General features: G+C 73.4%; 17 protein-coding genes. 8 read left to right on the top strand and 9 right to left on the bottom strand.

Features of this window, described 5'->3' with window-relative positions:
- Nucleotides 1-128 precede the first annotated feature (128 nt).
- The gene (locus tag ACIQZN_RS11320) at nt 129-470 is read right to left on the bottom strand and encodes a hypothetical protein (protein ID WP_403990763.1); all 342 of its coding nucleotides are present in this window, start codon (nt 468-470) and stop codon (nt 129-131) included.
- Between the two features lie 226 nt (nt 471-696).
- On the opposite strand from ACIQZN_RS11320, the gene ACIQZN_RS11315 reads away from it, so the two are divergent.
- Nucleotides 697-1,833 carry a PLP-dependent cysteine synthase family protein gene (locus tag ACIQZN_RS11315; protein WP_403990762.1) on the top strand — a complete coding sequence of 379 codons (1,137 nt, stop codon included), beginning with the start codon at nt 697-699 and terminating at the stop codon, nt 1,831-1,833.
- Between the two features lie 4 nt (nt 1,834-1,837).
- Here the strand turns inward: ACIQZN_RS11315 and ACIQZN_RS11310 are convergent, their stop codons facing one another.
- Together ACIQZN_RS11310 and ACIQZN_RS11305 are read right to left on the bottom strand one after the other, a co-directional pair.
- On the bottom strand, nt 1,838-2,290 hold the full coding sequence (locus ACIQZN_RS11310; protein WP_403990760.1) for an SRPBCC family protein: 453 nt from the start codon (nt 2,288-2,290) through the stop codon (nt 1,838-1,840).
- A gap of 48 nt (nt 2,291-2,338) precedes the next feature.
- The gene (locus ACIQZN_RS11305) at nt 2,339-3,172 is read right to left on the bottom strand and encodes a DeoR/GlpR family DNA-binding transcription regulator (protein ID WP_403990757.1); all 834 of its coding nucleotides are present in this window, start codon (nt 3,170-3,172) and stop codon (nt 2,339-2,341) included.
- A 153-nt stretch (nt 3,173-3,325) separates the two neighbouring features.
- Between ACIQZN_RS11305 and ACIQZN_RS11300 the strand changes: the two genes are divergently transcribed.
- Complete coding sequence (locus ACIQZN_RS11300; RefSeq protein ID WP_403990754.1) at nt 3,326-5,884, top strand: hypothetical protein; 2,559 nt, start codon at nt 3,326-3,328, stop codon at nt 5,882-5,884.
- Here the strand turns inward: ACIQZN_RS11300 and ACIQZN_RS11295 are convergent.
- The 3 genes from ACIQZN_RS11295 to ACIQZN_RS11285 form a co-directional block, all read right to left on the bottom strand.
- Nucleotides 5,844-8,270, bottom strand: a complete 2,427-nt coding sequence (locus ACIQZN_RS11295) for a right-handed parallel beta-helix repeat-containing protein (protein WP_403990752.1) — start codon at nt 8,268-8,270, stop codon at nt 5,844-5,846. The two genes, ACIQZN_RS11300 and ACIQZN_RS11295, sit on opposite strands and share 41 nt — an antisense overlap.
- 335 nt (nt 8,271-8,605) lie before the next feature.
- Nucleotides 8,606-9,205, bottom strand: a complete 600-nt coding sequence (locus ACIQZN_RS11290; protein ID WP_403990750.1) for a hypothetical protein — start codon at nt 9,203-9,205, stop codon at nt 8,606-8,608.
- Between the two features lie 225 nt (nt 9,206-9,430).
- Nucleotides 9,431-9,907 carry a DUF6643 family protein gene (locus tag ACIQZN_RS11285; protein WP_403990749.1) on the bottom strand — a complete coding sequence of 159 codons (477 nt, stop codon included), beginning with the start codon at nt 9,905-9,907 and terminating at the stop codon, nt 9,431-9,433.
- Between the two features lie 375 nt (nt 9,908-10,282).
- On the opposite strand from ACIQZN_RS11285, the gene ACIQZN_RS11280 reads away from it, so the two are divergent.
- Both ACIQZN_RS11280 and ACIQZN_RS11275 read left to right on the top strand, forming a co-directional pair.
- Entirely contained in the window at nt 10,283-11,392 is a 1,110-nt protein-coding gene (locus ACIQZN_RS11280; protein ID WP_403990746.1) for a DUF5954 family protein, read from the top strand.
- Nucleotides 11,393-11,519: 127 nt separating this feature from the next.
- Nucleotides 11,520-12,875, top strand: a complete 1,356-nt coding sequence (locus tag ACIQZN_RS11275; RefSeq protein ID WP_403990872.1) for a TerD family protein — start codon at nt 11,520-11,522, stop codon at nt 12,873-12,875.
- Between the two features lie 21 nt (nt 12,876-12,896).
- On the opposite strand, the gene ACIQZN_RS11270 is transcribed toward ACIQZN_RS11275, so the two are convergent.
- Nucleotides 12,897-14,069: a glycosyltransferase gene (locus tag ACIQZN_RS11270; RefSeq protein ID WP_403990743.1), complete on the bottom strand. Its 1,173-nt coding sequence runs from the start codon at nt 14,067-14,069 to the stop codon at nt 12,897-12,899.
- Between the two features lie 58 nt (nt 14,070-14,127).
- On the opposite strand from ACIQZN_RS11270, the gene ACIQZN_RS11265 reads away from it, so the two are divergent.
- Together ACIQZN_RS11265 and ACIQZN_RS11260 are read left to right on the top strand one after the other, a co-directional pair.
- Entirely contained in the window at nt 14,128-14,910 is a 783-nt protein-coding gene (locus ACIQZN_RS11265) for a glutamate racemase (protein ID WP_403990741.1), read from the top strand.
- Between the two features lie 69 nt (nt 14,911-14,979).
- Nucleotides 14,980-15,543, top strand: coding sequence for a hypothetical protein (locus ACIQZN_RS11260; RefSeq protein WP_018102770.1), 564 nt, complete (start codon nt 14,980-14,982; stop codon nt 15,541-15,543).
- Here ACIQZN_RS11260 and ACIQZN_RS11255 read toward each other — a convergent pair.
- A complete protein-coding gene (locus ACIQZN_RS11255; RefSeq protein ID WP_403990737.1) occupies nt 15,491-16,630 on the bottom strand; it encodes an O-antigen ligase family protein in 1,140 nt (379 codons plus the stop codon). The two genes, ACIQZN_RS11260 and ACIQZN_RS11255, sit on opposite strands and share 53 nt — an antisense overlap.
- 194 nt (nt 16,631-16,824) lie before the next feature.
- Here ACIQZN_RS11255 and lnt point away from each other — a divergent pair, with 194 nt between their 5' ends.
- Nucleotides 16,825-18,420, top strand: a complete 1,596-nt coding sequence (lnt, locus tag ACIQZN_RS11250) for an apolipoprotein N-acyltransferase (RefSeq protein ID WP_403990734.1) — start codon at nt 16,825-16,827, stop codon at nt 18,418-18,420.
- Nucleotides 18,421-18,449: 29 nt separating this feature from the next.
- Nucleotides 18,450-18,929, top strand: a complete 480-nt coding sequence (locus ACIQZN_RS11245) for an NUDIX hydrolase (RefSeq protein ID WP_403990732.1) — start codon at nt 18,450-18,452, stop codon at nt 18,927-18,929.
- A 54-nt stretch (nt 18,930-18,983) separates the two neighbouring features.
- On the opposite strand, the gene ACIQZN_RS11240 is transcribed toward ACIQZN_RS11245, so the two are convergent.
- A complete protein-coding gene (locus ACIQZN_RS11240; RefSeq protein WP_403990729.1) occupies nt 18,984-20,369 on the bottom strand; it encodes an MFS transporter in 1,386 nt (461 codons plus the stop codon).
- Between the last annotated feature and the right edge of the window lie 173 nt (nt 20,370-20,542).

The raw sequence follows: 20,542 nt of genomic DNA, 5'->3' as shown, positions 1-20,542 counted from the left end.
CTCGCTGCTGAGTCCGGGCCGGCGGCCTGGATCACAGTGTCACCGCCGGTACACCATGAGTGACGTGACTCCAATGTCGCTCAGGGCCTACGGCTCCGCAACTCGCGGTGTCCCGCGCCCCACCGGCCTCAGGAGCGGCGGCCCCCCGCGCTGTACAGCGCCTCCAGGAACCGGTGCGAGGGCGCCGTGTCGCCGGGTTTGCCGTCCGGCCGCCGCATCGTCAGCCGGTACCGCCTCCCGTTGACCCGTGCCACCGTGGCGTCCGCCCCCGCGAACCACGGTCTGCCGGCGCTCACCGTGCCCACCGGCGCACTGTCGATCTCCCGCCCGTAACTCGTCAGAAGGGCCACCCGCCCGTCCTTCACGGTCACCTGCCCCGCCCTGGTGACCGAGCGCGCCCACCGGTCGATGCGCACACCGGTCGCGCTGAACTCCGTCACGCCCGTCGCCCTGAACTCCGTTTCCGACATGGCCCCTTCGCCCCCTTCGACGTACCTCTGAGACGAAGTGTGCCCATCCGGGGGCGTGCACACCAGAGCGGGACGGTACGTAAACGGCGCATTCGGGCCGCGCGGGGGCGCATGGGCGCGGCCGCGACACCAAGGCACTGCTATGGACCATCAAAGTCAACGTTTGTGCAGGTGGGGGGCATATCGTGGGCCCCGCCGAGACCGGTCGTACGAGGAGAGCGCGCAGATGGACACCACCGAGCACGGGCACGGCGGCGCAGCCGCGCCGACTGTCGACGTCGACCGCTCCGACCCGGCCTACCGCGCCTGGCTCAAGGAGGCCGTCCGCAAGGTCCAGGCCGACGCCAACCGGTCCGCCGACACCCATCTGCTGCTCTTCCCGCTCCCGGAGAGCTGGGGCATCGACCTCTACCTCAAGGACGAGTCGACCCACCCCACCGGCAGCCTCAAGCACCGGCTGGCGCGCTCGCTCTTCCTCTACGGGCTCTGCAACGGCTGGATCAGGCCGGGCAAACCGGTCATCGAGGCGTCCAGCGGTTCGACCGCCGTCTCGGAGGCGTACTTCGCCAAACTGATCGGCGTGCCGTTCATCGCGGTGATGCCCCGCACCACCAGCCCCGAGAAGTGCCGGCTCATCGAATTCCACGGCGGGCGCTGCCACTTCGTGGACGACTCGCGCCGGATGTACGAGGAATCAGCGCGGCTCGCCGCCGAGACCGGCGGCCACTACATGGACCAGTTCACCTACGCCGAGCGGGCCACCGACTGGCGCGGCAACAACAACATCGCGGAGTCCATCTACCAGCAGCTGCGGCTCGAACGCTATCCCGAGCCCACCTGGATCGTCGCCACCGCCGGGACCGGCGGCACCTCGGCGACCATCGCGCGCTATGTGCACTACATGCAGCACGACACCCGGATCTGTGTCCCCGACCCGGAGAACTCCTGCTTCTTCGACGGCTGGACCCACCACGACCCGCACGCCACCAGCGACTGCGGCTCCCGCATCGAGGGCATCGGCCGGCCCCGGATGGAGCCCAGCTTCGTCCCCGGCGCCATCGACCGGATGATGAAGGTCCCGGACGCGGCGAGCGTCGCCGCCGTCCGCGCCCTGGAACGGGCCATCGGGCGCAAGGCGGGCGGCTCCACCGGCACCGGCCTGTGGAGCGCGTTCAAACTGATCGCCGAGATGGTCGCCCGGGGCGACCGCGGCAGCGTCGTCACCCTGATCTGCGACCCCGGCGACCGCTACCTCGACAAGTACTACTCCGACTCCTGGCTGTCCGCCCAGGGCCTCGACATCGCCCCGTACACCCGGACCATCGACCAGTTCCTGGCCACCGGCGACTGGCCGGAGGCGTGACGCCTCAGCCGTAGTGGCCCGCCGGACGGTCCAGCATGGCGTCGAGCACCCGGCCGAAGACCCGACTCCCGGCCCCGGCCAGCACCGGGTCGGCCCAGCGCGGCAGCAGCCGTACGCTCATCTCCTCCACCCACACCACATGGGAGCCGGCCCGGTTCGGATACACGTCGATCGACGCACGGCCCAGCACCACCCGGCCGCGCTTCTCCAGCCGGCACATCCCCGCCCGGCTGCCGGCCGGCGGCGACCAGCGGACCACTTCCATCGGATCGTCGAACGCCAGCGGACCCACCCCGGTGCGCGCCACGAACACTGTGCCGACCCGGGTCGGCAGCCCCGTCGGCACCGTGATCGTGGTGAGCGGCACCTGCGCGGCATGCCGCTCCCAGTCCGTCACCCGGCGCCAGGACTCGGCTGCGGGCAAGGAGGTGAAACGCTCGATCCGGAACACGGCCACACCACGATCCTAGGGTGTGAAAGCCCTGTCGCGAGCGGAGCGGAATCCTCAGCCCTCGGCGGACCCGGCGTCGCCCGCCACCAGCAGCCCCGGCAGATACTCCTCGATCTCCGCCCGCGCATCCGTCGGCAGCCCCGCGTCCGTGACGAACGTGCTCACCTCGTCCAGCGAGGCGAACGAGCTGAGACCGACCGTGCCCCACTTGGTGTGGTCGGCGACCACCACCACCCGGCGCGCCGACCGCACGAACCGGCGGTTCGTCTCCGCCTCCGCGAGATTCGGCGTGGACAGCCCCGCCTCCACCGAGATCCCGTGGACCCCGAGGAACAGCACATCGAAGTGGAGCGCCGCGATGGCCCGGTCGGCGACCGGGCCGACCAGCGAGTCGGACGGCGTACGCACCCCGCCGGTGAGGACCACCGTCGCCGCACCCGGCCGCCCGCCCGGGGCGCCGGGCCGCTGCGCCGCGTGGAACACGTCCGCGACCCGCACCGAATTCGTCACGACCGTCAGGTCCGGTACATCCAGCAGATGCTGGGCCAGCGCGTATGTCGTGGTGCCCCCGGACAGGGCGATCGCACTGCCGGGCACCGCCATCGCGGCGGCGGCCCGGGCGATGTCCTCCTTGGCGGTCAGCTCCAGCGTCGACTTCGCCTCGAAACCGGGCTCGTGCGTGCTCGCCTCGACCACCGGCACGGCACCGCCGTGCACCTTCTCGATCACGCCCTGCCGGGCCAGCGCGTCCAGATCCCGGCGGACGGTCATGTCCGAGACATTCAGCTTCCGCGTCAGCTCGTTGACCCGCACTCCGCCGCGCCGGCGCACCTCGTCAAGGATCAGCGCGCGCCGCTGCTCCGCGAGCAGGTTCTGATTCTCGCTCAACGCCGGGCCTCGCCCTTCCCTCTGGCCGTACAGGAGTCCGTATCGACGGAGTCATCCTGCCACGCCCGGTGTCGCGGGCCCCCGCCCGGGGGAGATTCGTCAGTAGCGGTGACCGGCCATCAGCCGCCTTCCCCCTGCGAGAGCGAGACGCACGTGCCCCCTCCCACCCCTGCCCCGCGCAGCCCCGGCCCCGCGCTGGAATTACTGGTCCACGGGGTGGGCGGGACCACCCCCCAGGACATGCTGACCGACCCGCGCACGGTCCGGGTCACCGGCGACACCACCGCGGCCATCTACCGGCGCTCCGCCGACGTCGACGCCGAACAGCACCCCGAGCGCTACCGCGAGAAACCCATCGCCGAGGCGTACTGCTGGTCCAACCTCACCTCCGGCAACGGCTCCCGCGCGCTGTGGCTGCTGCTGCTCCCGTTCATGGTGATCAACCTGGCCCACTGGATGCGCCCCACCGCCCGGCGCCGCCCCCGCGCGATCCGGCTGTACGGCGTCCTCGTGCGGCTCATCGCGCTCAGCCTCACCGTGCTGCTGACCGCCGCCGCCTGCGAGGTCGCCCTCGACCTCACCGCCTGGCAGTGCGCGGGCGTCGCCGCCTGCTCCGAGAAGCGCTCCTGGCTCGGTTTCCTCTCCGCCGAGCAGGGCGGCTGGTGGTCCCAGCCCGGCCGCCGCCTCGCCCTGGCCGCGCTGGTGCCGGCCGCGCTGGTCGGACTGCTCTGGTTCCTGTCCAACCGCACCTGGAGCGCCTACGAGTCCCAGCGCCCGCTGACCGAGGCGGACCCGGACGACGAGGAGGACGACGGCCCCGCACCCGCCGCCGAACCCGTCCGCCCCGCGCCAGGGCCTGTCCGGAGAGTCCCGTCTGGCCCGCGACGCCTGGTACGCACTCTCGCCGCACCGGCCGAAATCCCTAGTACGTCCAGTACGAGGGATTGCGGCCGGCACGCCGAGAGCACGCACCATGCGCCGCAGGCCACGCCCTTCGGGCGTACGACGGGACTCTCCGGGCAGGCCCTGGGACGGCCCGGATTCTGGTACGGGCGCCGCCTCGTCGCCCGGTTGCGTGCCGCCCACACCGCGGCCGGCTTCCTCACCGTCGCCGCCGCCGTCACCGAGGCCGCCGCCCGCCACGACCGCGCCGTCGCCGGACCGGTCGCCCCGCTCCTCGGCCGGCTCATCGAAGGGGCCCTCGCCCTCGGGCTCGTCGTCGTGCTCTGGGTGGTCTGCCGCCGGGGCCGCAGCGAACGGCGCCTCGACAACCGGCTGGACCGGGCCGTCATCACCTGGCTGCCCGGCGCCGCGCTGGCCCTGCTCGTCCTCGCCGCCGTCCACGCCGCCTGGTCGCGCCCCGGCTGGACCTCCTCCGGGCGGCTCCCCGGCGACACCACGCTGTTCCGCGCGGTCAGCGTCGCCGAGGGTGTCCTGGTGGTCCTCCTCGCGGCGATCTCCCTCCACCTGTACCGGCGCTGCCCGGAGCCGCGCACCGTCCTGCGCGGCCTCGGCGGACCGGCCGTCGCGATGCTCGCGTGCGCCCTCGGCGGCGTGATGACGGGCGGGGTCGCCCAGCGCGTCGCCGACTGGCTCGACGGGCCCGGCAGCCCGGGCATGGGGCGCAGCGCGCTGATAGAGGGGCCGCCGGTGCTGCTCAGCTGGCAGGCGTCGGTCATCCCCGTCCTCCTCGCGCTGCTCCTGGTGCCGGGCGCCGTCCTCGGCGTACGGACCTGGCTGGTGGCCCGCGGGCTGGAGCCCGTGGTCGACGCGGAGTACGGCGAACGGTTCCCCGATCCCTCGCGGACCAAGCGGATCGCCCGCATCCGGGCCACCGCCGCGCTCACCGACTCGGCGCCCCGCGTGGTGGGGATCGTCTCCGGCGCCACCCTGCTCCTGGGCGCGGGGGCGGTGGCCGGGTCCTGGGCCACCGGCGAGGTCCCCGGACGCGCGCTGGACGGCAGCGGCCCGTTCCTCGAATCGGTGGCCGAGGCGGCGCAGTCCACCGGCTCCTGGATGATCGGCTTCGGCTTCCTCGTCTTCGTCGCCTGCGGCAGACGGGCCTACCGGGACCCGTCCGCCCGGCGCACGATCGGCATCCTCTGGGACGTCGGCACGTTCTGGCCGCGCGCCGCCCACCCCTTCGCCCCGCCCTGCTATGCGGAGCGCGCCGTGCCCGACCTGGCATCGCGCATGTCCGGCTGGACCGGCCGCACGCGGGGCCGGCTCGTCATCTCCGGCCACTCCCAGGGCAGCGTCCTCGCTGCCTCCGCGGTCTGGCAGCTGCCCGCCCGCACCCGCTCCCGGGTCGCCCTGCTCACGTACGGATCGCCGATCGAACGGCTCTACGGACGCTGGTTCCCGGCCTACTTCGGAGCCGGGCAGCTCCACGGACTGCACCGCTCCGTGCACTGCTGGCGCAATCTGTGGCGGGCCACCGACCCCATCGGCGGCGAGATCCGGCTCGGTGAGGAATCCGGCCCCGAGGTCGACCGGGGCCCGCTCAGGGACCCGCTGGTCTACGGACGGACGCCCGAACACCCGCTGCCCGAGCCGGTGCTCGGCCACTCCGACTACCAGGCCGACCCCGTCTTCGCCGAGGAGCGGGCCGCCCTCCTGGAACGGCTCGACCCCGTGCTGCCCCAGCAGGCGGAGCCCGTCGGCGAGGACGTCAGGGCAGTTCCGGGAGGTCCTCCGGATACAGCAGGGTGAGGTCGTCCGTGCTCGGATCGGCGAGCTGGGCGACCCGGCCGGCGTGCCGCTCGACCATCGACTCGAAGGTCTGGCGGGCGGTGCGCCCATTGCCGAAGGCGGGCCCCTTGGGCAGCTCCGTGAAGTACTTCATCAGCGCCTCACCGGTGCCGGACGCCAGGCTGTACTCGTGCTCCTGGGACTGCTGCTCGACGATCCGCAGCAGCTCGGCGGGCTCGTAGTCGCTGAAGGTGATGGTCCGCGAGAAGCGGGAAGCCACACCGGGGTTGACGGTCAGGAACCGCTCCATCTCCTGGGTGTAGCCGGCGACGATGACCACCACCGCGTCCCGGTGGTCCTCCATCAGCTTCACCAGCGTGTCGATCGCCTCCCGGCCGAAGTCCCGGCCGGAGTCCTCGGGCGACAGCGCGTACGCCTCGTCCACGAACAGCACCCCGCCGCGCGCCCGGTCGAACGCCTCCTGCGTGCGAATCGCGGTCGAGCCGATGTGCTCACCGACCAGGTCGACCCGGGACACCTCAACCAGATGGCCCCGCTCCAGCACCCCGAGCGCGGCCAGGATCTCCCCGTACAGCCGTGCCACCGTGGTCTTGCCGGTGCCCGGGGAACCGGTGAAGACGAGATGGCGGCGGACCGACGCGGCCTTGAGGCCCGCCTCCCGGCGCCTGCGCCCCACCTCGATCATGTCCGTGAGCGCCCGTACCTCCCGCTTGACGCTGTCCAGGCCGACCAGTGCGTCGAGCTCGCCCAGGACCTCCCCGGAAGTGCGCGCGGGCTCGGCGGGCGGCGTCTCCGTTTCCACGGGGCGCGGCGCGGGGACCGAACCGAGCAGCCCGGGCGAGGTCTGCGTGGCCGTCAGGACCGGGGCCGGCGGGGGAGTGCTGGTGCGCAGGCCGCTCTCGTCGCTCGTGCAGTCCTCCACGACCGGTCCGCTGCCCGTGCCGTTCCCGGCGCCCGCGCCCTCCGGGAACTCGTAACCGCCGCGCGCGCACCGCTCGGTGCGGCACCGACTGAGCGTCGTCCGGCAGCCCTCCATCACATGGAAGCCGTACCCCTCGCTGCCCGTGACCCGGCAGCCGTTGAACGTCCCCCGCCCCTCGGCGGACACATAGAACCCGGCCTCGGCGGGGGAGGTCACCGCGCACCGCTCGATCACCGGGTCGGCGCCCTTGGTGACGATCACGCCGGTCTGCACGGCGTCGACGGTGCAGTTGTTCAGCGTGCCCCCGCTGCCGTGGTCCCGGAACCAGGCGCCGGTCGACGCCTCCCGGATGCGGCAGTCGTCCAGCTGCGCGGTCGCCCCGTCGCTGACCGAGACCGCGGTGTTGCGGACCTGGGAGAGATCACTGTCCACGACATCGGCGCGCGAGCCCCGGTCCAGGACGAACAGGGCGTCCGGCACATCGTGGACCCGGCAGGAATCCAGTATCACCGTCGCCCCGTCGCTGACCCAGACCGCCGGGTAGTCGCCCGTACTGTCGTGGATCTCGCACTGGTTGGCGTCCACCCGGGTGCCCGGGTCCCACACCGAGAGCCCGTTGCGGCCGAAGCGGCGCACCGTCGAGCGGGTCAGCGTCAGCACCGCCCGCGAACGCAGGTCCACTGCGTTCTCCGGGATGTCGTGGATGTCGCAGTCGGCGAGGGTGAGCACCGCGTCGGTGTCCAGCGTGACGCCGTCCGCCGAGGTGCGGTGCACCGTGCAGTCGGTGAGATGGGCGGAGGCGCGGGCGGTCACCTGGATCCCGCTGCCCTTGATCTCGTACACCTCGCAGCCCAGCGCCTCCAGGCCGCTGCCCTCGCCGGTGACGGACAGGCCCGCGCCCGAGGCGTGGTGGACCCGGCAGCGCTCCAGGCGGGGGTGACCGCCGTCGCGTACGGCGACCCCGGACTGCCCGGCCGAGACGATCTCGCACTCCTCGAACACCCCGCCCGCCCCGTCGAGCACGGCGATGCCGACGCCGGCCGGATTGTCGACGGTGCACCGGCGCACGGTGGGCCGGGCCTCGCCGCGCACCTCGACGCCGGCCGCCGAGCGGGTCACGATCCGTACGTCCGCTATCTCCGGTGCGCCGTCCTCGACGAGCACGGCCGGGGCCGCCGAGTCCTGCCCCTCCACGTGGAGGTCCTGGACGACGGCGGAGGCGCGCAGTGTCAGCGGCACCCCGTCGGCGGGGGCGATGCGCACGGAGCCGACGGAGCCCTCGGGGCCGCGCAGCGTGACCGCGCGGGCGATGACCAGGTTCTCCCGGTAGGTGCCGGGCGCGACGGTGAGCACATCACCGTCCGCCGCCGCTTCGAGCGCCGCGGTGAGGGAGGCGTATTCGCCCGTGCGGCGCCGCCACCGCGATGTGCCGGTGTGCGTCACCTGGACCGTGCCCTGTGCCATGGCGCTGTCGTGCCCCCGCCTCGTGCGTGTGTGATGCCCGTGTCACCTGCCTCGCGGCAGCGACCAGCCGGACTCCGCCTGCCGGAGAGCGACGGGCGGGCCGGTCCACCGTAGCGCGCGCGGACGCCGGGAGTTGACCCGATGCGCAGGTCCCGGCGCCCGCCCGGACAGGCCTAGGGCCTTTCGTCTGGATCATGCCGGGCTCGCGGGGCCTGGCACGCGCATCTGCGGCGTTGTCGTCAATCACCAACGCTCCGCGTTGCCTCAATCCTCCGCCTTGCAGCTGCACGCACCAGGCCCCGCTCCCTGATCCGGCCTGATCCAAACGAAAGGCCCTAGCTGCTTCCGGTGCCCGTCCTGCCCCAGTCCGGGCCGACCGCCGCCCAGGCCCGGTCGAGCCGTTCGTACCGCCGCCAGGTCATGCGCCGGAGGACCAGGCGCCGGACGCACTCGATCAGCAGGGCGGAGAGCATCGCGGCTCCGAAGCCGGCGAGCGCGGCATGCGTGTGCGCCGTCGGTATGTCCATCGGCCGGAGCGCCGGAGAGCCTCTGCGGTCGGTCCAGATCCGGACCCGGGCCCCCGGCGACGCGTTGCGCGAAGCGGTCGTCACCCTCGCCGTGCGGGCCGCGCCGTCCGGGGTGTGCCACCGGGCCACCACCTCGGTCCGCCGCATGGAGTCCCCGGATATCTCGGGATCGGAGGCGAAACGGGCGCCGGCCACCCGCCGCACCACGACGGCCGTGGTGAGGTGGCGGTCCGCCCGCTGGGTGCGCACCGACGCCTGGAGCGCCGCGTCCGTCCGGACCCCGCAGAGCCAGCCCACCGCCGGGGCCGCCAGCATCAGCATCAGGAACGCGACCAGCGCCAGCCACGCCTCGCACCGGTCCGTCGCCCGGCGCAGCGGATTGTGGCGCCAGCGCCAGACGCCCGCCATCGCTCGCACAGTCCCCGCACCCCCTTCCGCACCCGTCCCCACCCGGCACGGTGCCGTCCACGCGCAGAGGCCGCACGGTCCGGGCGGCCCACCGTGCTCAACGCACGGCCTGCCCCCGTGAGTTCCCGGCCCCCCGGGCCGGGCACGCGGAGCACACGGAACGGCGCACGGACCCGTGTTGCCGGGCACCCCGCCCCGGGCCGTGCGCCGCCTGATCCGAAGGGTCTAGTAGCCCCGGCCGCCCTGGTAGGGCCGGCCGTAAGGGTCCTCGTACGGGGACTGCGCGGGGGCGGGCCGGGCCGCGGCGGGGCGCATCGACTCGTAGCCCGAGGCCGGCGCCGGGCGCTGCTGCTGCGGCGGGGGCGCCTGGTACATGCCGCGGCCACCGGCCGGCTGCTGCGGGATGTACGGCGCCGGCGCGTGCTGGAGCTGCGCGGGCTGCATCGGTGTGTAGCCCTGCTGAGCCGCCGGCTGGGGGTAGCCGTAGGACTGCTGGGGCTGGGAGGGGGCCGCGGGAAGCGCCGGCAGGGCCGACGGGAGCGCCGGCAGATAGCTGTTGCCGGTGTCGTAGGCGGCGGGCACTCGGATCGGAGCGATCTGAGGGGTGCCCCGCTCCGCGACGAGGGAGTCGTAGATCGGGGTGTCGGCAAACGACGGCGCGGCGTAGTAGCCGCCGCCGTAGGTGGAGCGGGGGGAGGTCATGACACCTAAGTTAAGCCCACGATGTGCAGATTGGGGAGTCCCAATTTTGTGGTCATCGGATTTACCCTCGCCCTACCTGTCTGACCTGCCGAAACATCGTTGTCTTCCCGGGCCCGTACCGAGAGGAATCAGCCCCCCGATTCACCGCTGATCTACGGGGCGCGCCGTCGCTTCGTGAACCCCGCCGATTTCCCGGGCGCAATTCCGGTGCGCGCGCACCGGGCGGCAATGGGGGCGCGGAGAGCGCCGAGGCTCGGCCCTGAGCCTTACCCGGCGTGGATCGAAGGCGGCAACACCACAATCCCGGACGGCACTTACGGTGGATGATCCGGCGAAAGCCGCGTACACGCGGTTCGTTGACGTCAGGATGACGGCATGAATGAACACGGTGTGCGCCCCGCTGCCCGGCCGGTGCTGGTGAGGATTCCGGTGGAGCCCGTCGAGGCCGCGATCGAGGCAGACGCTTTTGACGCGGCCTCCCGGAACAGACTGGCCGTCCGCGGCCCGCTGTTCGGGGTGGCCACATGGTCTGAGGGCGACGGACAGCGGTGGAAGGTGATCGACCCGATCACGAATGGCTGCCCCCAGCAGGCCAGGGACGACCTGCAGTCCAAGCTGTGGTTCCGCGCCAAGGACGAGGCGGAGACCGAGGCGGAGCGGCGGGCCCTGCTCGGCGCGGTCGCCCGGCTGGAGACCGGGAAACCGTCCGAGGTCAGCGTCCTCGGCACGCGCTACCGCGTGGTGCGCGCCGAGGAGTACGCCGGGCTGGACGCCGACGGAGGCGTCGAGCTGCCGCGCCCCACCGACCCCGAGCCCGCCGTGCCCGAGTGGGACCGCATCACGGACACCGCCGAGGTCGACGACGGACTCGTCCTGGACCCCGACGCGCCCGTGACGCCCCTCCAGGCGGCGGAGATGCTGACCATGCGCACCTTCGCGTACAAGGGGAGCCGCTATCCCGGCGGCGTCCTGCGCGACTCCGCGCGCGCCGTGGACAGCCACCCCGACGTCCTGCTGCTGCCGACGACCTTCATGATCGTGAAACGGACCGGCAACGAGCGGTGGGGAGTCGGCGGCGGGCCGCACGCCACCCCGCAGGACGCGCGACGCGCCCTCGACTACTCGCTGGTCTGGTTCAAGCCCCGCCAGGCGGGCGTCATCCCGGTCACCGCCGGGGCGGACGTGGACGCGCGCAGTCTCGTCGCCGAGGGCACCCACCCCGACCTCGCCGACATGAAGGTCCTCGCCGACGCGGCCGACCGGCTGCGCGCGGGCCGGCTCAACGAGGTCGAGGCCCATGGCACCGTGTACCGGATCGCCCGCTCACGGCGCCTGCTGCGCTGGGGGTCCGACGGCCCGGAGAGCCAACGGCCGTCCGACGTCACCACGGTGGAGCCGATGGCCCTCCACCCCCGTCTGGACGCGTACGGCGTCATCCACAACGGCGAGGAGGGCACACGGCCGGAGGACACCGACGCCCCCTGATCCGGCGGAGAGGGGAGAGGCGGGGCGCCCGGACCCGCGGACACGGTGCCCGTACCCGTACCTCGGTGGGTCCGGTGGCGGGGCGGGCATTAGGTTGACCCGGAAAGGTCTCGGAAGCGGACTCATGATGGGGGCGAGCATGACCATGCAAAAGGGAACCAATGTCCCAGTGGCGGCCCAGGCCGTGCGTGTCGAGACGGGGTGGCGCACCGCCCCGGGGACACCCGATGTGGACGCCTCCGCGCTTCTTCTCCTCGGCTCGGGCAAGGTGCGCAACGACGGGGACTTCGTCTTCTACAACCAGCCGTCCCACTCCTCCGGCGCGGTCCGCCACGAGGGCAAGCGCACCACCGGCGGCGCGGCGACCGACACCCTCGCGGTCGACCTGGCCCGGGTGGAACCGGCCATCGACCGCGTGGTGCTGGCCGCCTCGGCCGACGGCGGCACGTTCGGCCGGGTGAGCGGACTGTACGTACGCGTCCTGGACGCGGCGAACGGCGCCGAACTGGCTCGCTTCGACAGCTCCGACGCCACCGTGGAGACGGCCTTCCTCCTCGGCGAGCTCTACCGCCGCCAGGGCGCCTGGAAGTTCCGGGCGGTCGGCCAGGGCTACGGCTCCGGACTCGAAGGGCTCGCCACGGACTTCGGGATCTCCGTGGACGAACCCCAGCAGCCCCACGCGGCACCCCAGCCCCAGCCGCCCCACCCGGCCACCCGGGTCACCGCCACCCCGCCGCCTCCGCAGTACCCGCAGCCGCAGCAGCCGACGCTCGCCGCGCCCATGGCGCCCCCGATGGCCCCGCCGGTCCCCCCGGCCCCTCCGGCACCGCCCGTCACCCAGCCCGTACGGCTGACCAAGGTGACGCTCACCAAGGAGGCGCCGTCCGTCTCGCTCACCAAGCAGGGCGGCACGTCCGGCGCCATGCGCGTCAACCTCAACTGGGAGGTGCGCAAGCAGTTCAAGGGCTGGGGCAGCAAGCTGGGCCGGGCCGTGGCGAACCACTCGGACCTGGACCTCGACCTCTGCGCCCTGTACGAGCTGACCGACGGCCGCAAGGGCGTCGTCCAGGCCCTGGGGAACGCCTTCGGCGCGCTCCACCAGCCACCCTTCATGCAGCTCGACGGAGACGACCGCACCGGTGCCGTCTCCACCGGCGAGAACCTGACGATCAACCTCGACCACAAGGCGCAGCTCCGCCGGGTCCTGATCTTCGTCACCATCTACGAGGGCGCCCGCAGCTTCGCCGACCTGCACGCCACCGTCACCCTCCAGCCGCAGCACGGCGCGCCGATCGACTTCTCGCTGGACGAGTGCACCGTCCCGTCGACCGTCTGCGCGCTCGCGCTCATCACCAACACGGGGAGCGACCTCACCGTGCAGCGCGAGGCCCGCTACCTGGTGCCGCAGCGCGGCGTCAGCCCGCAGCGCACCATCGACCACGCCTACGGCTGGGGCATGAACTGGACCCCGGGCCGCAAGTGACCCGGCCCGGACATCCCTGAGTCACTGATCCGGTGCGGCCTCGGGACGGGCGTACGTACGCCCCTTCCAGGCCGCACCGCGCCCCCGGTAGTGCTGGACCGCCGAATCGACGGTCATCAGCAGATACAGCAGCGCGGTGAACGGCAGCAGCGGGGCCAGCCACAGCGACTGCCGGTAGTAGCCCAGCATCGGCATGTACGTCCCCGCCATGACCGCCCACGCGACGCCCCCCGCCCAGGCCGCGACCGCGCCCCCGCCGAGCACCCCGGCGACCAGCGTCACCGGCGGCGCGAGGTAGACCAGCGCAAGGCCGAGCACCGTGCCGGCCAGCACCAGCGGATTGTGCCGCAGCTGGGCGTACGCGCTCCGCGAGACCATCCGCCACAGATCTGCCAGGCACGGATACGGGCGCACACTGTCCACCCGGTCCGCGAGCCCCAGCCAGATCCGGCCCCCCGAGCGCCGCACCGCCCGGGCCAGCGACACGTCGTCGATCACCGCCTGCCGGATGGAATCCGGCACCCCCGCCCGTACCGCCGCCTCCGTGCGCAGCAGCACACAGCCGCCCGCCGCGGCGGCAGTCCGCCCCCGTTCCCGGTTGATCCACCGGAACGGGTAGAGCTGCGAGAAGAAGTAGACGAAGGCCGGCACGACGAGCCGTTCCCAGACGCTCGCCACCCGCAGCCGCGCCATCTGCGACACCAGGTCGAAGCCGCCCGACTCCGCCGCCGCCACCAGCTCCCGCAGACTGTCCGGCTCATGCGCGATGTCGGCGTCCGTGAGCAGCAGGTACTCCGGCTCCCGGGCCCGGGCCAGCGCGATCCCGTGGCGCACGGCCCAGAGCTTGCCCGTCCAGCCCGGCTCGGGCTCGCCCGGCGACACCACGGTCACCGGCAGGCCGCCGTACCGCACGGACAGGGCGCGGGCGACGTCCCCCGTGCCGTCCTTGCTGCAGTCGTCCACGAGGAAGACCTCGGCGGTCCCCGGATAGTCCTGCGCCAGCAGCGACGGCAGGCTCACCGGCAGCATCGCGGCCTCGTCGCGCGCCGGCACGACCACAGCCACCGAGGGCCAGCGCTCCGGGGCCGCCCGGCTCGGCAGCCGCTGGTCGGTGCGCCAGAAGAACCCCTGACCCAGCAGCAGCCACACCCATGCGACAAGCGAACCCACGGCGATCCAGGCAACGGCGCTCATTGGCGGAAGTCTGCACCACTGAGCGGGGACCGCAAGGGCGGTCGACTATGGTGACCGGGTGAAGATCGCGCTCATGGACTCCGGAATCGGACTGCTCGCCGCCGCCGCCGCAGTGCGCCGGCTGAGGCCGGACGCCGATCTGGTGCTCTCGTCCGACCCGGACAACATGCCCTGGGGCCGCGCCCCCGAGGGCGTGCAGGCCCACGCGCTCGCGGTGGCCCGCGCCGCCGCCGCGCACCGGCCCGACGCGCTGATCGTCGCCTGCAACACCGCCTCCGTGCACGCGCTGGAGCTGCTGCGGGCCGAGCTCGAACCGGGCCTGCCGGTCATCGGCACCGTCCCCGCGATCAAGCCCGCCGCCGCGGCCGGCGGCTCCGTCGCGATCTGGGCGACCCCGGCCACCACCGGCAGCCCGTACCAGCGCGGGCTGATCCGCGAGTTCGCCGGGTCCGCCGCCGTCACCGAGGTGCCGTGCCCCGGGCTCGCCGACGCCGTGCAGTACGCGGACGAGGACGCCATCGGGAAGGCGATCGCCGCCGCCGCCGCGCTCACCCCGCCCGACGTCCGCGCCGTGGTCCTCGGCTGCACCCACTACGAGCTCGTCGCCGAGCGCATCCGCGAGGCCGTCGGCGGCCCCGGCCGGCGACCGGTGACCCTGCACGGGTCCGCCGAGGCCGTCGCCGCCCAGGCACTGCGCCGGATCGGCGCCGGACCCGCTCCGTCGGCCGAACCCTCCTCCTCCATCGCGGTCATCCTCAGCGGACGCGTCTCGGAGCTGCCGCAGGCCGCTCTGACCTACCCGGAAGGGCGCGGACTGGCCGCCGTCGGCTCCGTCCGCTGACCTCCCGACCGGTCGGCCGGAGCCGTCGGAGCCCTCCCCGGACGCGCGTTCTTCAGTACGCTGTTCGGCATGAGGGAGCACCCCGGAGAACCGAAGCGCACCGGAACCGGCACCCACTCGCAGGTCTGGGTCGGCCGGGCCACCAACCGCACCCAGTGGGTCCTCGCGGCCCTGGGCGCCGCCTGCCTGGCCCTGGGAATCCAGCTCGCCGTCAGCTCCAACTGGACCTCCGGCATCGCCCCGCTGCTGATGTCGGTGATCGGCTGCGTGGCCGCCGGCCTGCTCATGCTGTTCGGCACCCTCGCCTTCGTGAACGTCGCCGTCCGCGTCGACGGCGACGCCCTGGAGGTGCGCTGCGGCCACATGGGCCTCCCGCGCCGCCGCATCCTGCTCACCCACGTGGTGGCCGCCGACTTCGCGCCCCACGTGAACCCCCGCCAGTGGGGCGGCTGGGGCTACCGCTGGCGCCCCGAGAAGGGCACGGCCGTGGTCGTGCGCCGGGGCGAGGGGCTGGTGCTGCGCCTCGGCGACGGCCGCACCTTCACCATCACGGTGGACGACGCCGAGGCGGGCGTGCGGTTCATCCGGGCCCGGCTGCACCTGCCGTCCTCGGGCTTCCCGGCCGGGGCCTGACCCCGTCCGTCTCTCCGTCCTCCGCCCGGGCTTCCGCCCCGCCCTCCGCCCCGTCCGGCCCGCCGGGCCCGTCCGCGCCGATCGGCCGCCTGGCCGACGCGAGCCCGGCCAGCAGCCCCGCCCCCGCCGTCACCGGGGTGAAGCTCAGCGCGTTGCCCACGCTCGCCAGCACGGCCAGCGCCGTGAGCGTGGCCCCCGCCGCCAGGACCACCGCCGTGGGCCGGGGCGAGCGCCACAGCGCGTACAGCAGCCAGCCGAACGCGGCGCCCAGCAGCACCACCCCCACGACCCCCTGCTCGGCGGCCTGCTGCCACGGCGCCGAGTGCGGTTTACCGTCCGAACCGAGGCTCTGCTGCGCGGTCGGACTCAGCTCGTCGAACCGGCCGGGACCGATCCCGAGCACCGGGTGCTCCCCGGCCAGCCGGGCGGCGTCCTGCCACAGCTCGACCCGGTTCCGGGTGAGCTGGCCCTCCAGCGAGACCGTGAGTCCCTCGGGCAGCACCTCCTCGGCCAGGGCCCACGAGGTGCCGACGACCAGCCCGGCCACCAGCGCGAGGCCGCCGAGCGCCAGTAGCCGGCGCCGCGTCCGGGCAGCGGCCAGCGAGCAGACCAGGACCCCGAGCGCCGCCGCGAACCCGGCCGTCGAGTCCAGTGCGAACGAGGCGCCGGCGGTGCCCAGCGCCAGCAGCCGCAGGGCCGTACGCGCCCCCCGCCTCCCGGCCCCCTCCGCCGCGCAGCACGCCGCCCCGACGGCGAGGACCAGCAGAGCGGCGGCTCCACCGGTCTGTCCCGGGGCGTGCTCCGCGGTGGCCGTGGCGCCCGGCATGCCGTGCCGCCAGAGCAGGGCGAGCGACAGGGCGGCCAGCGCGGCGCAGGTGGCCGTCGCCACCGGCAGCAGCGTGCCGCAGATGCGCCCGCAGGCGAAGCCCGCCGCGACGGCGAGCAGGGCGAGCAGCACCCCTTCGGGCCGGGTCTCCCGTCCCGCCGCGCTGATCAGCGACCAGACCGCGCAGGCGGCGAGGATCAGCGCACCGGCGGCATCGGAAGCATTCCCCCGCTCGGGCCCCCGCCCCACTGATTCAGCCATCACGTCCGTCCCCCGGCCTGTGACCGTCCCGTACGCGAGGGCCGGAACCGGCCCGTCGGCGGGGGACTGGCGCACAGGTTAACGGCCGCATCGGTCATATGAGGGGAAGATGCGGAGAAATGATGCGGTGGTCGGGATTCCGCCATCGGGACGGGGCTCCCGTGCGGCCCGGCGGTCACCGTAGACTCCGCCGGGTGAGCACCACCATCGCCCAGGTCGGCGAATCGCAGAGCCCTGCCCCCGCCCCCCGGACCGGCGGGCTGCCGAAGCGTCTCGTGCGGCCGGGGGCCGCCGTCCTCTCCGGTGTGATGCTGTACCTCAGCTTCCCGCCCCGGCCCCTGTGGTGGCTGGTTCTGCCCGGTTTCGCCCTGCTCGGCTGGGTGTTGTCCGAGCGCCGGGCCCGGGCCGCGTTCGGGCTCGGGCTGCTCGCGGGGCTCGGCTTCATGCTGCCCCTGCTGCACTGGACCGGCGAGGAGGTCGGCCCGGTGCCGTGGCTGGCCCTCGCCGCCGCCGAGGCGCTGTTCGTCGCGGTCGGCTGCATCGGCATCTCCGCCGTCTCCCGGCTCCCCGGCGCACCGCTGTGGGCGGCCGCGGTCTGGACGCTGGACGAGGCGGTCCGCGCCCGGGTGCCGTTCGGCGGCTTCCCCTGGGGCAAGATCGCCTTCGGCCAGGCGGACAGCGTCTTCCTGCCGCTCGCCGCGCTCGGCGGCACCCCGCTGCTCTCCTTCGCCGTGGTGCTCTGCGGCTTCGGCCTCTTCGAGGCGGTGCGCCGCTTCGCCCGCCACCGGTCCGCCGGTGAGTTCCGCCGCGGGGCCGCCGCCGTGGCCGCGGCGGCCGTCCTCGTCCCCGTGGCGGCGGCCTTCGCGTCGCTGCCGCTCGTGGACGACTCCGCCGAGGACGGCACCGCGACCGTCGCCGCGATCCAGGGCAACGTGCCCCGCCTCGGCCTCGACTTCAACTCCCAGCGCCGCGCGGTCCTGGACAACCACGCCAAGCGTACGGAGCAGCTGGCCCGGGACGTGAAGGCCGGCAAGGTCCCGCAGCCGGACTTCGTCCTGTGGCCGGAGAACTCCTCCGACCTCGACCCGTACCGCAACCCGGACGCGCGGATCGTCATCGACGACGCCGTGAAGGCGATCGGGGCGCCGACCGTCGTCGGCGCGGTGGTCGAGCCCGATTCGGGCCCCCTGCGCAACACCCTCATCCAGTGGCAGCCGGACAAGGGCCCCGTCGCCACGTACGACAAGCGGCACATCCAGCCGTTCGGCGAGTACATGCCGATGCGCTCCTTCGTCCGCATCTTCAGCTCGGACGTCGACCGGGTGCAGCGCGACTTCGGCCCCGGAAAGAAGGTCGGCGTCTTCGACCTCGCGGGCACCTACACCGGGCTCGTCACCTGCTACGAGGCCGCGTTCGACGACGCCGTACGCGACACGGTCGAGCACGGCGCCCAGCTGATCGCCGTCCCCAGCAACAACGCCACCTTCGGCCGCAGCGAGATGACCTACCAGCAGCTCGCGATGTCCCGGGTGCGCGCCGTCGAGCACAGCCGGTCCGTCGTCGTCCCCGTCACCAGCGGCGTCAGCGCGATCATCCGCCCGGACGGCACGGTGGCCGAGAAGACCAAGATGTTCACCCCGGACGCCCTGGTGGACGAGGTGCCGCTGCGTTCCTCGCTGACCCCCGCGACCCGGATGGGGCCGCTGCCCGAGGGCATCCTGATCCTGCTCGCGCTCGGCGCGCTCGGCTGGGCGGGCGCCGTCGCGGTGCGCGCAAGGCGGGTCCGCTGACCGGGTGGCACGCCACGTAGGGTCGACACATGGCCATTCCTGACTTCATCCGCGAGATCCGTGCCACCGCCGGGCAGCAGCTGCTCCTGCTGCCCGGCGTCACCGCCGTCGTCTTCGACGACGAGGGAAGAGTGCTCCTCGGCCGGCGCGCCGACACCGGCGAGTGGTCCGTGATCGGCGGCATCTCCGAGCCGGGCGAACAGCCCGCGACGACGGCGGAGCGCGAGGTGTACGAGGAGACCGCCGTGCGCTGTGTCGCGGAGCGGGTCGTCCTCACCCAGGCGCTGCCGCCCATCCAGTACGACAACGGCGACCGCTGCCAGTTCCTCGACATCACCTTCCGCTGCCGCGCCACCGGCGGTACGCCCCGGGTCAACGACGACGAGTCGCTGGAGGTGGGCTGGTTCTCCGTGGACGCGCTGCCCGAGCTGGCCGAGTTCGCGCTGCTGCGGATCAAGCAGGCGCTGACCGACGGGCCCACCTGGTTCGAGGCCACCTCGCCGGAGTAGGCACCACACGAGAGCCGGGCGGTCCGCCCGGCTCTCGTGCTTCCCGGACCCGGGTCAGGCGGTGTGCGCCGCGTCCTTGGGCGCCTCGGCCTCCGCCCCCGGACCGGACCCCGGACCGACCTCGGCGAGATCCCGATGGCGGGTCTCCTTCGCGCAGACCAGGGCCAGCACCGTGAGGAGCGCGGCGGCTATCACGTACAGGGCGATGGGCGTCGAGCTGTCGTAGTCGGCGAGCAGGGCCGTGGCGATGAGCGGGGCGGGCGCGCCCGCCGCGACGGACGAGAACTGCGCGCCGATCGACGCGCCCGAGTAGCGCATCCGGGTCGCGAACAGCTCCGAGAAGAACGCCGCCTGCGGCGCGTACATCGCCCCGTGGAAGAACAGTCCGACCGTGACGGCCAGCAGCAGGTTCCCGAAGCCGCGGGTGTCGATCAGCGCGAAGAACGGGAACATCCACAGGCCCACGCCGACCGCGCCCACCAGATAGACGGGCTTGCGGCCCACCCGGTCGGAGAGCGCGCCCCACAGCGGGATCACCGCGAAGTGGAAGGCCGACGCGATGAGCACGGCGTTGAGCGCCGTCTGCTTGCTCAGGTCCGCCGCGGTCGTCGCGTAGACGAGGATGAACGCGGTGATCACGTAGTAGCTGATGTTCTCCGCCATCCGCGCCCCCATGGCGACCAGCACATCGCGCCAGTGGTGCCGCAGCACGGCCACGACGGGCATCTTCTCGGCGGCCCCCGAAGCGGCCTTCCGCTCGTCGGCGCGGGCCAGGGCCTCCTTGAACAGAGGCGATTCATCGACAGAGAGACGAATCCACAGACCGAGGATCACGAGCACCCCGGACAGCAGGAACGGGATGCGCCAGCCCCAGGACTCGAACGCCGCGTCCGACATCAGCGCGGTGAGCGCGGAGAGCACCCCGGTGGCCAGCAGCTGCCCGGCCGGCGCACCGGTCTGCGGCCACGACGCCCAGAACCCGCGCCGCTCGGCGTCCCCGTGCTCCGACACCAGCAGCACGGCCCCGCCCCACTCGCCGCCGAGTGCGAATCCCTGCACCAGCCGGAGCAGGGTGAGCAGCACGGGCGCGGCCACCCCGACGGTGGCGTGCGTCGGCAGCAGCCCGATCGCGAAGGTCGCCCCGCCCATCATCAGCAGGCTCAGCACCAGCAGCTTCTTGCGCCCGAGCCGGTCGCCGTAGTGGCCGAACACCAGCGCCCCGATGGGCCGTGCGGCGAAGCCGACCGCGTACGTCAGGAAGGACAGCAGCGTCCCGACGAGCGGTTCGGAGTCCGGGAAGAACAGCTTGTTGAAGACCAGCGCGGCCGCCGACCCGTACAGAAAGAAGTCGTACCACTCGATGGTCGTGCCGATGAGGCTGGCGGCGACGATGCGCCGGAGGTGCAAGGGAGGCGGGGGAGCGGATGCTGCGTCGGCCATGGGTACCACTTCCGGGCGGTCGGGGGACGGGGGACGTGTCGCCACACCGTAGGAAGGGGCAGGTCAGGGGCGTATGTGGCGGGACACCACAGTTCTCGGCGGGGGTGTGCGCGGGGGCACCATGGAATTGCCGGGTACGCGGCCGGTTGGCGCGGTCGGGGCTGTGCGACGAT

Origin of the sequence: Streptomyces sp. NPDC097595 (genome assembly GCF_044761525.1) — a bacterium.
GTDB classification, from domain to species: Bacteria; Actinomycetota; Actinomycetes; order Streptomycetales; family Streptomycetaceae; genus Streptomyces; species Streptomyces drozdowiczii_A.
This window is presented reverse-complemented; position numbering and strand designations above follow the sequence as displayed.

Bases quoted from the DNA above. Each gene is read 5' to 3' on its own strand.
- ACIQZN_RS11320 (WP_403990763.1), bottom strand. From the start codon at position 470: ATGTCGGAAACGGAGTTCAGGGCGACGGGCGTGACGGAGTTCAGCGCG.
- ACIQZN_RS11315 (WP_403990762.1), top strand. From the start codon at position 697: ATGGACACCACCGAGCACGGGCACGGCGGCGCAGCCGCGCCGACTGTC.
- ACIQZN_RS11295 (WP_403990752.1), bottom strand. From the start codon at position 8,270: ATGGCACAGGGCACGGTCCAGGTGACGCACACCGGCACATCGCGGTGG.
- ACIQZN_RS11290 (WP_403990750.1), bottom strand. From the start codon at position 9,205: ATGGCGGGCGTCTGGCGCTGGCGCCACAATCCGCTGCGCCGGGCGACG.
- ACIQZN_RS11285 (WP_403990749.1), bottom strand. From the start codon at position 9,907: ATGACCTCCCCCCGCTCCACCTACGGCGGCGGCTACTACGCCGCGCCG.
- ACIQZN_RS11280 (WP_403990746.1), top strand. From the start codon at position 10,283: ATGAATGAACACGGTGTGCGCCCCGCTGCCCGGCCGGTGCTGGTGAGG.
- ACIQZN_RS11275 (WP_403990872.1), top strand. From the start codon at position 11,520: ATGGGGGCGAGCATGACCATGCAAAAGGGAACCAATGTCCCAGTGGCG.
- ACIQZN_RS11270 (WP_403990743.1), bottom strand. From the start codon at position 14,069: ATGAGCGCCGTTGCCTGGATCGCCGTGGGTTCGCTTGTCGCATGGGTG.
- ACIQZN_RS11260 (WP_018102770.1), top strand. From the start codon at position 14,980: ATGAGGGAGCACCCCGGAGAACCGAAGCGCACCGGAACCGGCACCCAC.
- ACIQZN_RS11255 (WP_403990737.1), bottom strand. From the start codon at position 16,630: ATGGCTGAATCAGTGGGGCGGGGGCCCGAGCGGGGGAATGCTTCCGAT.
- ACIQZN_RS11245 (WP_403990732.1), top strand. From the start codon at position 18,450: ATGGCCATTCCTGACTTCATCCGCGAGATCCGTGCCACCGCCGGGCAG.
- ACIQZN_RS11240 (WP_403990729.1), bottom strand. From the start codon at position 20,369: ATGGCCGACGCAGCATCCGCTCCCCCGCCTCCCTTGCACCTCCGGCGC.